This window comes from Corynebacterium belfantii (assembly GCF_041898185.1).
Classification (GTDB): domain Bacteria; phylum Actinomycetota; class Actinomycetes; order Mycobacteriales; family Mycobacteriaceae; genus Corynebacterium; species Corynebacterium belfantii.
Genome location: NZ_CP157823.1, coordinates 2,102,490 through 2,115,513, shown reverse-complemented (window position 1 = coordinate 2,115,513; position 13,024 = coordinate 2,102,490). Strand labels below are relative to the sequence as shown.

General features: G+C 55.1%; 13 protein-coding genes, 2 tRNA genes and 4 pseudogenes. 5 read left to right on the top strand and 14 right to left on the bottom strand.

Annotated elements, in window-relative coordinates; genetic code table 11:
- Positions 1-10 precede the first annotated feature (10 nt).
- Complete coding sequence (locus ABMV07_RS10550) at positions 11-394, top strand: holo-ACP synthase (RefSeq protein ID WP_088267005.1); 384 nt, start codon at positions 11-13, stop codon at positions 392-394.
- Here the strand turns inward: ABMV07_RS10550 and ABMV07_RS10545 are convergent.
- The gene (locus ABMV07_RS10545) at positions 391-1,035 is read right to left on the bottom strand and encodes a TetR/AcrR family transcriptional regulator (protein WP_088266994.1); all 645 of its coding nucleotides are present in this window, start codon (positions 1,033-1,035) and stop codon (positions 391-393) included. The two genes, ABMV07_RS10550 and ABMV07_RS10545, sit on opposite strands and share 4 nt — an antisense overlap.
- Entirely contained in the window at positions 1,036-1,509 is a 474-nt protein-coding gene (gene bcp, locus ABMV07_RS10540; protein WP_088266995.1) for a thioredoxin-dependent thiol peroxidase, read from the bottom strand. It abuts the gene before it with no gap.
- Between the two features lie 88 nt (positions 1,510-1,597).
- Between bcp and ABMV07_RS10535 the strand changes: the two genes are divergently transcribed.
- Entirely contained in the window at positions 1,598-1,873 is a 276-nt protein-coding gene (locus ABMV07_RS10535) for a DUF3618 domain-containing protein (RefSeq protein ID WP_088266996.1), read from the top strand.
- 11 nt (positions 1,874-1,884) lie between these two features.
- Positions 1,885-2,190, top strand: a complete 306-nt coding sequence (locus tag ABMV07_RS10530; RefSeq protein ID WP_196977494.1) for an antibiotic biosynthesis monooxygenase family protein — start codon at positions 1,885-1,887, stop codon at positions 2,188-2,190.
- Between the two features lie 3 nt (positions 2,191-2,193).
- Here ABMV07_RS10530 and ABMV07_RS10525 read toward each other — a convergent pair whose 3' ends face one another.
- The 6 genes and pseudogenes from ABMV07_RS10525 to ABMV07_RS10500 form a co-directional block, all read right to left on the bottom strand.
- Positions 2,194-2,643 (bottom strand): cysteine hydrolase family protein, encoded by a 450-nt coding sequence (locus tag ABMV07_RS10525; protein WP_088266998.1) that lies wholly within the window; start codon positions 2,641-2,643, stop codon positions 2,194-2,196.
- Between the two features lie 459 nt (positions 2,644-3,102).
- Positions 3,103-3,465 (bottom strand): annotated as a pseudogene (locus ABMV07_RS10520) (transposase).
- 180 nt (positions 3,466-3,645) lie between these two features.
- Positions 3,646-3,795, bottom strand: a complete 150-nt coding sequence (locus ABMV07_RS10515) for a transposase (protein WP_196977501.1) — start codon at positions 3,793-3,795, stop codon at positions 3,646-3,648.
- Between the two features lie 61 nt (positions 3,796-3,856).
- Positions 3,857-5,016 (bottom strand): annotated as a pseudogene (locus tag ABMV07_RS10510) (IS3 family transposase).
- A 41-nt stretch (positions 5,017-5,057) separates the two neighbouring features.
- A pseudogene (locus ABMV07_RS10505) lies at positions 5,058-5,339 on the bottom strand (transposase); the annotation flags it as partial.
- 38 nt (positions 5,340-5,377) lie between these two features.
- Positions 5,378-6,727 (bottom strand): IS256-like element IS1132 family transposase, encoded by a 1,350-nt coding sequence (locus ABMV07_RS10500; protein ID WP_374064592.1) that lies wholly within the window; start codon positions 6,725-6,727, stop codon positions 5,378-5,380.
- 206 nt (positions 6,728-6,933) lie between these two features.
- Between ABMV07_RS10500 and ABMV07_RS10495 the strand changes: the two are divergent.
- A pseudogene (locus ABMV07_RS10495) lies at positions 6,934-7,776 on the top strand (IS1249 family transposase); the annotation flags it as partial.
- 127 nt (positions 7,777-7,903) lie between these two features.
- On the opposite strand, the gene ABMV07_RS10490 reads toward ABMV07_RS10495, so the two are convergent.
- Positions 7,904-7,976, bottom strand: a tRNA-Lys gene (locus ABMV07_RS10490).
- A gap of 316 nt (positions 7,977-8,292) precedes the next feature.
- On the opposite strand from ABMV07_RS10490, the gene ABMV07_RS10485 reads away from it, so the two are divergent.
- Positions 8,293-9,435, top strand: a complete 1,143-nt coding sequence (locus ABMV07_RS10485) for an Ig-like domain-containing protein (protein ID WP_197691212.1) — start codon at positions 8,293-8,295, stop codon at positions 9,433-9,435.
- Here ABMV07_RS10485 and ABMV07_RS10480 read toward each other — a convergent pair whose 3' ends face one another.
- The 5 genes from ABMV07_RS10480 to ABMV07_RS10460 form a co-directional block, all read right to left on the bottom strand.
- Complete coding sequence (locus ABMV07_RS10480) at positions 9,436-10,266, bottom strand: dihydrodipicolinate synthase family protein (protein WP_088267000.1); 831 nt, start codon at positions 10,264-10,266, stop codon at positions 9,436-9,438. It lies immediately after the preceding gene.
- A 55-nt stretch (positions 10,267-10,321) separates the two neighbouring features.
- Positions 10,322-10,394 (bottom strand) — tRNA-His (locus ABMV07_RS10475).
- A gap of 49 nt (positions 10,395-10,443) precedes the next feature.
- The gene (orn, locus tag ABMV07_RS10470; RefSeq protein ID WP_374064591.1) at positions 10,444-11,076 is read right to left on the bottom strand and encodes an oligoribonuclease; all 633 of its coding nucleotides are present in this window, start codon (positions 11,074-11,076) and stop codon (positions 10,444-10,446) included.
- Between the two features lie 18 nt (positions 11,077-11,094).
- Positions 11,095-11,895, bottom strand: coding sequence for a mycolate reductase (gene cmrA / locus ABMV07_RS10465; RefSeq protein WP_088267002.1), 801 nt, complete (start codon positions 11,893-11,895; stop codon positions 11,095-11,097).
- Between the two features lie 60 nt (positions 11,896-11,955).
- Positions 11,956-12,987, bottom strand: a complete 1,032-nt coding sequence (locus ABMV07_RS10460; RefSeq protein WP_088267003.1) for an MDR family oxidoreductase — start codon at positions 12,985-12,987, stop codon at positions 11,956-11,958.
- Between the last annotated feature and the right edge of the window lie 37 nt (positions 12,988-13,024).

The following is a 13,024-nucleotide window of genomic DNA, read 5'->3' as shown; positions in this document are numbered from 1 at the left end:
GGGAATGCGCATGATTGTTATTGGAACCGACATCGTGTGCATTCCCTCTTTTGCGCAGCAATTAGCTCAGCCTGGTACGCAGTTTGATCAGGTGTTTTCGACCCAGGAGTTACGTGTTGCGGCACGCTATCAGGGGCGGCGGCGTGCCGAGCATTTGGCGGGGCGGTGGGCTGCTAAAGAGGCTTTTGTTAAGGCTTGGTCTCAGTCGCTGTATGGCAATCCGCCTGTAATGGAGCACGTCGATTGGGCTGAGATTGAGGTGCAGCCGGACGCGTGGGGGCGGGTGCTGGTGGTGCCGCGTGGAGAGGTGGCGCGTGCCTGCGGTATTGAGCGCGCGCAGGTGAGTATCAGCCATGACGGGGATTACGCCATGGCGCAGTGCGTGCTGGGCTAAGCAGTGGCGACGGCGAAGAGATAGGCCACGATCATCCGTTTGATTTCGGCTACGCGGGATTCAAAGACCTCGTCGCTGGAGGTGGGGTCGTGCACGGCGTAGTTGAGCAGCGAGGATACGGTGTGGACGAGCAGGCTTGCGATTTCGAGGCGCTGTTCTGGGGTGGTGCGTGGCGCTAGGGGGCGCATGACGTCGCCGATGATGTCGAGCATGGGTTGTTCAGTGGCGGCGGCGGTGGCGCGGGTCGCTGGGGTGGATTGGATCGCGTGCCATACGCTGCGTCTCGACGGATCCGCGCGCCACATCACCGAGAGGTGGTCGATGAACTCGTTGAGGAAGTCTGGCCATTGTAGAGCTGGGACTTGTTGGGAGAATCGCTGGATTTCTGCGATGGAGGCGGCGGTGTCGTGGCGGTCGAGTTCGCAGATCATCACGTACTTGTTGGCAAAGTACTGGTAGATGGTGCCGATGGGTACTTCGGCGCGTTTGGCAACTTCGTCGAAGGTGAAGGACTCGAAGCCAACGTCAACGAGCACAACGCGGGCGGCAGCGAGGATTCGGTCGAATTTTTCGCGACTGCGCTGCTGGGCTGGCCGCCTGCGCGGCAGGAGGATCTGGTTGGCGGAATCCGGCGTAGACATTTACTTGGTCAGTTCTTTAACCACGCGGGCCACGTGTCCGGTGGCGCGCACATTGTAGAGGGAGAGTTCGATGCGACCGTCGGCACCGATCACAAAGGTGGAGCGGATCACTCCTTGAACAATTTTGCCGTAGTTTTTCTTCTCACCAAAAGCACCGTAGGCGGTCATGACTTCCTTGGTGGTGTCGGAAAGCAAGGGGAAGGTGAGGTTGTGGTCGTCGCGGAAGGCGGCGAGCTTGTCTACCTTGTCAGGGGAGATGCCCACGACGGCGATACCGAGGTCGTTGAGCTGGGCGAGGCTGTCGCGGAAGTCGCAGGCTTCTTTGGTACAGCCTGGGGTGTTGGCGCGTGGGTAGAAGTAGACCAGTACGCGCTGACCGGAGTAGTCGCTGAGGCTGGTGGTGGTGCCTGCATCGCTGGGTAAAGAAAAACCTGGCGCAGTGTCGCCGACGGCAAGACGAATGTTCTCAGTCATGGTTTCTAGGATACCCGCTCGACACGAAAGAATGATTTGGGGCTAAAGTATAGGGGGACTATTCAACAAAACCTCAAGGAGTTTTACCGTGGCACGCGATATTAACGACATTCAGCGCGACATCGAACGTACTCGTCGTCAGCTAGCGAGAACCCTAGACGAGATCGCGGACCGCTCCAAGCCACAGAACTTTGTCGACGACGCCAAGAAGCAGGCAACCGCAAAGGTACAGGAGCCAGAGGTACAAAAGATCCTTATTAGTATCGGTGCCGCTGTGGTGGGCTTGGTTGTTATCGGTGTGATGCGTGGCCGTAAGAAGAACAAGGAACTCAAAGAAATCCAGCGCCTGCTGGCACAGCGCTAAGGTGAAATTGTATGAGCATTATTAAAATCAATGCGATTACGGTTCCAGAGGGTCACGGCACGCAGCTAGAAGAGCGGTTTATGGCTCGCAAGCATGTTGTGGATTCTGCCCCAGGTTTTGAGGGCTTCCAGCTGCTGCGCCCTACTGCTGGTGAGAGCCGCTATTTTGTGGTTACCCAGTGGGCTGATGAGGAATCCTATGTCGCGTGGCGTGATGGGGATGCCCGTCAGGTTCATGGTGGCAACCCCCACAGCAAGCCGGTAGCAACCGGCGCTGAGCTGCTGGAGTTCGACGTGGTGCTTGATTCGCGCACCTAGTTTTTATTCGAATAATGCCCCGCACATGTCCATTTCGTTATAGGCAGTGCGGGCATTGTCGTGTGATATGGCAGCGCACAGCTTTTTGTGCACGTGCACATCAAAGCCTTGGGCGAGTGCGTCTAATACGCTGGAACGAATACCGAGCTCAGTGCCTAGGCCTACTACGTAGAGGCGTTCTATGTTGTTGGCGCGGAGCCAGTCGCCGAGTTTGGTGCCGGTGGTATCTGTGCGCTCAAAAGCGGATAGAGCCTGGGTAGCGGGGTCTTTGAAGAATTGATTATCAAAGGTGGTGCCGGCTAGCTCGTCGGCGATAGTGTCTTGGAGAGCTGCGATGACGTGGGTGTAGTCGCTGCGGTGCTGGCCGAGACGTAGGGCGATGGCGTGGGTGATCTCGGTGGCCTCGGGGGCGGGGGAGTTTGCGTGGGTATCGATAATAAGTAGTGCGTTCATGCCGCCCACTCTAGCAACGCATAGACTTCTAGCTATCTGTGAAGAGCGTGTCAAGTGGTTTGTGTGTGGGGTCGGATTATAGGTACTTATCGAAGCGGCCGGGAAAGACCACGACCATTTGGTTAATGGCTTGTTTCCAACCGGAAACCCGGGCTCCTTCCATAAGTCTGCCGACTGTCACTGAAACGCATTTGCCCTGCTTCACCCTCTTGACAACTCGTCTATCTTCAATACTGCAGATCATCAACCACAACGTTTTCAGCGCTGATTCATCGGTAGTGAACTGCACCCTGTTACAGGTAGCTTTACACAGTTCATTGCTGAATGATTCAATCGAATTCGCCGTCATAGATGACCTCCCTAGCTGCTAGCGGGAACTGCAGAAACGATACGAAACACGCCCAAACACCCCACCAGACCCTGACTGAGCGGGGATACTTTTCTCCTAATCCAGAGGCTTCAAAATCGTCTACAACAACCTGAGCTGTGGATTCGTCTGCAGCGGTGTAAAACTTTTTTCAACGCGGCCGATACACCCCAGCGATCCCCGTAGGCTACCCACCGGTTAGCTACACAAATCAGGTGCACGATACAGGTTTGCACCATAGAGTTCGGCCAGGTTACCTCGACTGCTTCTAGCAGGCCTTTAAACCCGCCACAGCAGACGATAAAAACGTCTTTGACCCCACGGTTAGAAAGATTGGCACATACCTGCGCCCAAAAATGAAGCGCCTTCTTCTTTTGACAATCCACAACCCCACAATGTGCTTAAATACCGTCAAGACCCACACCCATTGCCATGTACACGGACTTGTTGACCACTCGGCCACCGTCGCGGACTTTAATGCGCAGCGCATCGAGAAACACTACAGGGGTAGAATCCGTCTAGCTGGTGGTTTTGCCAGACCATGACCGCCTCGCCGACGGCGTCGGTGACTGCGGAGATCGTCTCATGGGAAATATCGACACGGTATCGCAGTGGCCATATGATGCTGGATACCCTTAAATCGTCATCCCACCGGCATACAAACTGATGATCATGTCATCAACGTCGGTCAGTCTCCTCGAGCCTTTAGGGATCATAGTCGGCAAGAATGCTCCAGCCTGATCCCTAGGCGCATCAACCGTAACCGGCCCGTAGTGAGAATCCACGTATCTTTGGATAGGGGATAGGGTCTGCTGAGGGTTTGGTTGACAGTTTTCCTTCTGATTTTTAGGCCGCAAGGGATGCGGCTGGTTCCATGATTGTTTCGTATTCGATTGGTGTCAATTTACCCAGTGCTCGTTGCCGTCTTTTCCTGTGATATGTCCGTTCAATCCAGTGAGTGATCGCGGCAGATAGTTCACGGCGCCTGTTCCAAAAGCCACGATCAAGAACGTTCTTTTGTACAAGAGCGAAGAAAGATTCCATCGCAGCGTTATCCCCACACGCTCCAACTCTGCCCATAGATCCCTTCGCGCCGTAAGATTTCAGCGCGGCACGGAATTTTCTAGAACGAAATTACGAGCCACGATCAGAGTGAATGATTACGCCATGGGGATTGCCTCGTTTCCTCATCGCATCATCGAGCGCCGCCACCACGAGGCGTGATTTCATCCGCCCACCGGTCGCATAGCCCACGATTCTTCGCGAGCACAGGTCTTTGATCGCACACAGATACAGCTTGCCCTCTTTGGTCCAATGCTCCGTAATATCTGTAACCCACGCAACGTTGAGCGCATCAGCGTGGAAGTGACGCTGTAACAGGTCATCATGTACTGGAGCACCCGACTTCTTCCCACGCGACTTACGCCTAGCGATCACCGAGAACACCTGAGCATGAGAACACAAACGCCATACTCGACGCTCAGAAATCTCTATCCCTTGATCATGGAGCTCGTCTGCTATCAGGCGGTAACCAAATTCAGGATCGTCACTGTGAATCTGGCGAATCTTGTCTATAAGTTCTACTTCTTGGGCTTGCCTGTCCGAAACTGGCTTAGCAGCCCATTTATAAAACGCTTGGCGGGAAAACCCCAGTACCCGAGCCGCTACCGTCACGGTCGCCTTACCTGCCTTGATCAGCTTTTCCACGGTCGGGAAGACCCTTTTGGGCGAATCACCTCTTGAGACAGGTACGCCGCCGCTGCACGTAGCACTTCGTTTTCCATCTCCAACTCGCGAATCCGTTTCAAAGCCTGGCGCATCTCTTTAGCCACTACCGGATCAGCACACGGTTGCATCCCCTGAGCCTGCAACCTCGCATCAGTAATCCATTTTTGCAACGAGGAACGCGAGATCCCTAAATCAGCACACACCTGCCGGCGAGCAACCCCAGACTCCACCAACGCCACGGCATCAGCTTTGAACTGCTCTGAATACAACTTCGACATAATCAACATCCTTCCCTGCCCCGCCCCAGCGAAACAAGCTAGACGTCAACCAAACCCTCAGCAGACCCATACGACCCGTTACGGTGATTGTTTGTCCCAGCAGCTTTAGCACTCCTGTCGTCAGACTCGTAGCCAAGGTGGGCATCCATCTCAGCGTTCAAACCCCTAGTGATCGAGGTTTGCACCATGCCCCGAACTAGGTTGTTGGCATCCGTGGTGGACGTGCCTAGCTTGTCAATGAGTTTCGCGATGTCAGGGTTAGCAAGAAGCTTCTTTTCAATCGCATCAATTTTGGTTTTATCAGCCGGATCTTGTCGTGCCACACGAGAGTGTCCGATTGTTTGTGTGCGGGGGGCTTGGTTTACAAGTAGTCCGCGAATCGGTCGGGGTAAGCCACGGCTAGTTGGTTGATGGCTTGTTTCCACCCGGTGGCTTTCGCTCCTTCAATATAGCCGTTGCATTCGATGGCGCGCTTGGCTTTCTTCGCTCGCTGGGCAGCGCGCTTGTCCTCGATGTTGCAGATCATCAGCCACAGTGTCTTTAGTGCGGCGGTATCGTTCGGGAATTGCCCCCAGTTGCGGGTGGCTTTCCGCAGTTGAGCATTGAGCGATTCGATCGAATTCGTGGTGTAGAGTACCCGCCGTGCCGCAGGCGGGAACTGCAAAAATGGCACAAACCGGTCCCAGGCGTCGCGCCAGACTTTGACCGATTGCGGGTATTTACGGCCCAGTTCACTGGCCTCGAATGCGTCCAGGGCGGCGCGGGCGGTGTCCTCGGTCGGTGCGGTGTAGACCTCCCGTAGCGCACTTGATACGGGTTTGCGGTCTTGGTAGGACACCCACCTGTTGGCCGCCCGGATCAGGTGCACGATACAGGTCTGCACCATGGAATTCGGCCAGGTTGCCTCCACGGCTTCCGGCAGGCCTTTGAGCCCGTCGCAGCAGACGATGAACACGTCTTGGACCCCACGGTTGGCAAGGTCAGCGCACACGGATGCCCAAAAACTGGCGCCTTCATTGTCTGCGATCCACAATCCCAGGATGTGCTTGATGCCGTCCATGTCGACGCCTACCGCCATGTAGCAAGACTTGTTGACCACGCGGTGGCCATCGCGGATCTTCACTCGCAGCGCGTCGAGGAAGATCACTGGGTAGAACTCGTCGAGCTGGCGGTTTTGCCAGATCATGACCTCTTCTAACACCGCGTCGGTAATGGTGCTGATCGTATCTGGGCTCATATCCACCCCGAGGGTGGTGGCGAGGTGGTGGCAAATATCGCGCACGGTCATCCCACCGGCGTACAGGGAGATGATCATGTCATCAAGCTCCGTCAGACGGCGGGTGCCTTTAGGCAGCATCCGCGGCGTAAACGTGCCAGCTCGATCCCGGGGCATAGTCACATCAAAGGTGCCGTAGCCAGAGTTGACGGTTTTGGTGTACGACCCGTTGCGGTGATTGCCACCATCCGGGGTGCCCAGCTGGGCTTTCGCCGTACGATCAGAGTGCGCGTATCCCAGATGCGCGTCCATTTCAGCCTGCAGACCAGCGTTGATCGATGCCTGCAAAAGACCTTTGACCAGGTCGCTGGCATCATCGGTGGAAGTCGACAACTCGCCGATCAGTTCGGCGATTTCCGGATTTTCCATCAGCTTAGCGCTGATCTCGTTGACCCTGTTCGGGTCATGACCTTTCCTCGGTGACACGGTAGTCATTATCAGTGAAACTCCTTCTGGATCAGAGCCTCACACACAAAACACCTGACACCCTCTGCCACACTAGTCATTCTGGTTCATCTTCTTATGCAGGTTGGGAACCTACACACAAACCATTAGACACTCTCGAGTTTTGGGAACGCCACCCCAATCGGGGAATGATGGAGATCAAGGCAGATGCCTAGGAACAAAACCCGGAGCACTTCATACTGTTAGCAGCTACACGCACTCACGTCATCATCTGGTACTGGGTCAAAAGCGAAACAACCTACGCCTACACCCAGCTATTGAACCAACTAGCTCCACCGTTGTGTGTTGTTCTCGGTGGTGGGCAAGGCACCTACAGTGCCATTATATCCTGCTGGCCGACCACCCCGCATCCAACGCTGCCTCGTTCATGCCCAACGTGTTGTCCGTCGTTATACCACTAGCCGCCCACGCACAACCGCCGGTAAAACGATCTATGCCCTAGCTTTGAAACTCACGGCCATCACCACAACTGAACAAGCCACCCAATGGGTAGTCAACCTCCACGAATTCGGCCAGATCTACAAACATTTCTCAATGAGAAGACACCACTGTCGAAAGAGCGTCGAACTGCAACAAAAACATGGGAATACACCCACGTCAAAGTTCGTAAGGCTTATCACTGCCTGCTCAACTCCGCTAGGCAAGGATCCTTAATTTATCTACCTTGAATCCTCACCCGGGGCCATCGATCCGCACTGGGCATCGACAACAAACAGCCTCGAAGGCGGTATCAATGCCCAGATCAAAGTCCTTGCCCGAATGCATGGTGGTCGAAGCGGGGAACGTCAACGCACAATGCTGGAGTGGTGGATGTACCACAAACACAGCTGCCTGGCGATCCTTTAACAATCGCCAGGCAGTGCAATTGTGGACTAGATCAACTCGCTTAAGTCACCGATCTAGAACCCGAAGACCATAACGCAGCCGACCAAGAAACAGGACGTCCAGCCTTCTACGACAAGGCTATCCCAACCGAATACGAGCACAACATCGGAATCAGAAAAGGACCCTTCAGATAGACAAAGTGTGTCTCCCCGTGACACGCGGCTTAAGGGACAAAAGGGGATGCGGACGTTTTTTAGACACTTGCATAAAAAATAACCCCAGCCAATCGGTTGAAAATACCGTTTTAGATGGGGTTTTCTGTGCGCCATCAGGGACTTGAACCCCGAACCCACTGATTAAGAGTCAGTTGCTCTGCCAATTGAGCTAATGGCGCTTCTTTGCTTTGCGGTCCCTCTGGGCTGCGTTGGCAACGGAGATAAATATAACGCGGTATAAGAAATATGTAAAATCGCCTGTTCAGAGGTATATTTTTGGGTGTTTGTTTGTTGTTGTTTGCGTAAAGGGGTGGTTGGTAACGCTCGGGGTGGGTTTGTTCGATAACGATGTAGCAACAAAGCGTCAGGTGACCTAGGTGGCTATGGCTCTAGGGCATAGGATGGAAACCTGTTGTCTTCGCGGGATATGCGCGGTCAAGCGGCTTAGTAAATAAGGGAAGAGGGACAGTGGTGAGCAAGCGCTGTTATGTGCGGATGGTCGCCCTGGTGGCGGGACTAGCGCTCGGGGTAACGGGATGCACGATTAATCCGGCAAGACCAGAAAAAGAACAGGCGGCCTCGACGACTGTGGAAAAGAAACCGGCACCCGTCGTTAGTGTGTCGGATGGTGCTTCCAAGGTAAACCCTGCGGACCCCGTGGTGGTGAAATCCCTCGGCGAGGGATTATCTGACGTAACCATGACCAACGAGAACGGCAAAGTCGTTGAAGGGGAGATGGCTGCCGACGCCCGCTCTTGGCGCACCGCCGAACCCCTTGGCTACTCGCGTAGCTATACCGTGGTGGCCACCGACCGTAACGGGGAGAAAACCACCACCGAGTTCACCACCGTGGTCCCCGACGGCCAAGCCTTCGCTTCGCTCGCGCCTCTCGACGGCGCCACCGTGGGCGTAGCCCAAGTCATCGCGCTGCGCTTCGACTACGTGGTCAATGACCGCAAGGCTGTTGAAGACGCCGTCAAAATCATCACCGAGCCAGCTGTAGAAGGCGCATTCTTCTGGATCAGCCCCTACGAGGTCCGCTGGCGCCCCGAACACTTCTGGGAACCAGGTACCCAAGTAACCGTCAAAGCCGACCTCTACGGCAAGGATCTAGGCAACGGAATCTACGGCGACAATGACAACTCCGCCGCCTTTGCCATCGGCGACCGCGTTGAGGCCGTAGCCGACGATGCCACCAAGACTATGGTGATCTACAAAAACGGCGAACAGGTCAACTCCATGCCAGTCTCCATGGGAGCCAACAAGTGGCCAACCCCGAACGGCATTTACACCATCGGCGACAAAAACCCCTCGCTGATCATGGACTCCGAAACCTACGGCCTAGCCCACAACGACGGCGGCTACCGCACAGAGGTGAAATTTGCCACGCAGATGTCCTATTCCGGCATCTACGTCCACGCAGCACCCTGGTCCGTATGGGCACAGGGAAGTAGCAACACCTCCCACGGCTGCATCAACGTGAGCACCGACAACGCCGCGTGGTTCCAAAACTACGTCAAACGAGGCGACATCGTCCGCGTGCAAAACACCATCGGTGGCACCTTGAACGGCTACGACGGCCTCGGAGACTGGAACATCGACTGGGCAACGTGGAAGGCCGGCAACGCCAACGGCTAATCAATCCGCAATCGGTCCAAGAGGAAGACGGCATGACCCCATGTTGATACCCTCTTGGGCCGAAATTTTTTCCTTCAAGAACTGAATAGGGTGGTGGGCAAAGAGTTGATCGATAAGCTCCTGCAGTCGAGCACTGCCCTCATACTCTTCACCGTGACGCAGCGCGTTAAACCACGCCACCGTCTCCTCCGGTGCAATATTGCCCACGATAGACGACAAATACGTATACCCATGAGCCACCTTCGCATGCAGCTCCAACTCGCCACCGGCGTAGTACCGCGCCCGAAACGGCGCAATCTCACGAGAAACCTCCGCCAACTTCGGCGCACCACCAGGATCCTTCACACCGATCACATCCGGCAGCAAGCACAACTGTGCCAAAGTGCTAGCGCTAGCATCGAAACCCGTGCGCGCTGGATTGTTGTAAATAATCGCAGGTTTACCAGCCGCCTGAGTAATCGCAGTAACAAAACGACGCGCCTGGTCCTGAGTCGGACGAATATACGGTGGAAACCCCACCAAGATGGCGTCGATACGCTCGCACTGCGCCACCACCTGCGCCAAACACACCGCGTGACTTTGCCGAATCGCCGAAACACCAAAAATGATCTCCGTACCCTGCGGCCACTCCGCGCGATCCACCGCGCGAGCAAGCGCAATCTTCTCATCAAGATCAAGGCTATGTTGCTCACCCGTCGAACCACACAACATCACCGACTCAATCTGGTGATCCAGCAAATACCGCGCATGGGCCAACGTGGCGGAAATATTCAACGACTCATCCGCATAAAACGCAGTCGGAACGGCAACATGAACCTTGGCATTGATCATTGGGGCAGTATAACGAAAACCCTCGAATCATAAAGACCCGAGGGTTCTCAATCGGGGTGGCTGACGGGGCTCGAACCCGCGACACCCAGGATCACAACCTGGTGCTCTACCAGCTGAACTACAGCCACCATTTGCTGCTTGCTTAGGCAACGGTGACAATATTAACCCACAAACCGATTATTGCAAAAACTGCTGGTAAGAGGCCATTGCTTCGGCCTTAGCGGCCTCCGCATCTTCAGAAGTTGGATCACTAATAAGCCACGCGCGACGGTAATAATCCAACTCGCGAATCGACTCCACAATATCCGCCAACGCGCGATGAGCCATCCCCTTATCAGGCTGATTAAAATACACACGCGGCGCCCAACGACGCGACAACTCCTTCAGTGAAGACACATCCACCATGCGGTAATGCAACGCCTTATCCAGCCGTGGCATCTGCGCGCGAATAAACGAACGATCCGTCGCAATTGAATTACCCGCCAAAGGTGCCCGGTGATCCGGATCGCAATGCTGCGCAATCAACGCCAACACCGCATCCTCCGCCTCCTGCAAAGAAACAGTCGACGCCTTAATCTCCTCCAACAAGCCAGACGACGTATGCATCGTGGTCACAAAGTCATCCATCTCCGCCAACTGCTCAGGCGTAGCATGAACCACCAAATCGACACCCTCGCCGATAATGTTGAGATCCGCATCCGTAATAAGCGCAGCAACCTCCACAATGACATGGCGATCCAACTCAAGGCCTGTCATCTCAAGGTCAATCCACACCAAACGATCATTTTTCGGGTGAACAGTTTCTACCATGTCGATAACGCTACCCCTCTACGCCATCTTGGCGTAGAACCACCCCATCACAGGCGCCAACACCGCTGTAGGTGCCACCAACGACACCGCATTCATCACCTTCGACAGCGGTCCTGGCACCACACGACGCCTATTCGACGCCATCGCCTCCAACGTCTCCTTCGAACAAGACTCATAGGTCGTCCACAAGAAATCCGGCACAACGCGATCCACAATCGACTTCTCCGCATCCGGGATCACAGCCTCACGTACCGGCCCCGGAGCCAACAACGTACACGCCACCCCCGACTTCCGCAGCTCATAATGCAACGCCTCCGTAAACGCATTCACCCCCGCCTTAGTCAACACATACGTCGCATTATTCGGAATCGGCACATTGCCCGCAGCCGACCCCACATTACAAATCGCTCCCGACTTCCGTGCCACCATCCCCGGCAACACCGCATGAGTGAGCTCAAAAACCGCCCGAGCATTCAAATCAAACTGCTTCGACTCATACTGCCAATCCTGATCCATAAACGGACCGAAACTAGCGATACCAGCGGAATTCACAATGATATTCACCTCACGGCCCTGCAACTCCGCAACAAGACCGCGCAAATCATCAGCATCAGCCAAATCGCATGGATACACCTCAGCCATCACACTGTGGTCAGCCCTCAACTGATCCGCCAACTTGCACAGTACGTCCTCGCGCCGAGCAACCAGCAACACATTATGGCCCATCCGGGCTAAATCCCGAGCCATCGCGCGGCCAATACCTTGACTAGCGCCCGTAACAACAGCAAACGCGTGAACCGATGGGGAAGGAAGAGCCATGATGCCTCCGAAAAAAGTCGAGGATGTAGGAAAGATAAAACTCTCCCACATCCTACGGACTTACTCAGCGTCTGGGTTAACAACCACTACAGTGCGACCATGGCGCTCATTGCGCAACAACTGTGCACCCGCCTCAATCACACCATCAAGACCCACAGTTGTTGTAAGTGACTCCAGCACAGAGACGTCGATAGTCTCTGCCAACAGTGCCCACGCCTCCTCGCGCAACGCCAACGGTGCATTCACCGAATCCACGCCCACCAAGGACACACCACGCAAAATAAACGGCAACACCGTGCCAGGAAGATCCGGGCCCTGCGCAAGGCCACACGCAGTAACAATGCCACCCCACATCGTCTGCGCACACGCATTAACCAACGTATGCGAACCAACACAATCCACCACGCCCGCATACACAGCCTTCTGCAACGGCTTCGACTTCTCGCTCAACGTGGCACGATCAATCACCTCACCAGCGCCCAACGCCTGCAAATAATCACCATGCTCATCCACACGGCCTGTCGACGCCACAATCGAATACCCGCGCTGCGCCAACAAATGCACCGCAATAGAACCCACGCCACCTGTAGCGCCCGTCACTAAAATCGGGCCATCCTCTGGCTTCACATCATGCTTAATCAGCGCATTCACACACAGCGCAGCCGTGTAACCTGCCGTACCAATCGCAGCAGCCTGACGCATCGAAAACGTAGCCGGCAGCGCAACCGTAGCCTCCGAATGCAACCGCTGCTGAGCGGTATAACCACCATGGCGGAACTCACCCAGGCCCTCACCATTAGCAACGACCTTGTCGCCCACAGCAAAACGATCCGAAGCCGACTCCACAACAACACCCACGGCATCAATGCCTGGAACCAGCGGGAACGTGCGAGCAACACCACGGTTGCCCTCCAAAGCCATGGCGTCCTTGAAATTCAACGACGAGAACGCGATATCAATTAGCACGTCGCCGTCATTAACGTGCGAAGCGTCTGCCACAACTAGCTGAGTAGAAATCTCACCGGACTCTGAACGAGTGACAAGGACAGAACGAGAAGAAGAATTAGACATAGCGCCCAGAGTAGCCAACACTGTGCCCCAGTGCACTAATTAATACTGTGATATCTCT